General features: G+C 52.0%; 2 protein-coding genes. Both read left to right on the top strand.

All coding sequences use genetic code 11. The annotated features are described in order from the left end of the window. The coding region (locus B2751_RS02875; RefSeq protein ID WP_290772663.1) for a 50S ribosomal protein L27 at nt 1–184 on the top strand (184 nt) is incomplete at its 5' end. Between the two features lie 68 nt (nt 185–252). After that, on the top strand, nt 253–446 hold a 194-nt coding region (locus B2751_RS02870), incomplete at its 3' end, for a Spo0B domain-containing protein (protein WP_290772660.1).

The following is a 446-nucleotide window of genomic DNA, read 5'->3' as shown; positions in this document are numbered from 1 at the left end:
ACGTGCAGACGGTCAAACTGTTTCTGCTGGTTCAATCCTCTACCGTCAACGCGGTACGAAGATTCACCCAGGTATGAACGTCGGACGTGGTGGCGATGATACACTTTTCGCAACTGCAACTGGTGTCGTTCGTTTCGAACGTCTCGGACGCGACAAGAAACAAGTCAGCGTTTACCCAGCATAAGGATCGACGAAGCAGACTCTAGCCACTTTCGAGGGTTAGGGTCTGTTTTTTTTAGGAGGGAACGACCGATGGAGGAACAACAGGTACTTGATCTTTTAAAGACTCTTCGTCACGAGTGGTTGAACCGGATACAACTCGTCCGTTCGTATGGCGCGATCGGAGACGAACAAGCAGTCGAGTCGATCTGTTCGGCGTACCGGGAGCAAGCATCTCGGGAAGGACGTCTAGCGCAAATCGGATTGCCGAAAACCGCACTGGCGTT

It is taken from the genome of Exiguobacterium sp. UBA6282, assembly GCF_002440475.1.
GTDB lineage: Bacteria > Bacillota > Bacilli > Exiguobacteriales > Exiguobacteriaceae > Exiguobacterium_A.
This window is presented reverse-complemented; position numbering and strand designations above follow the sequence as displayed.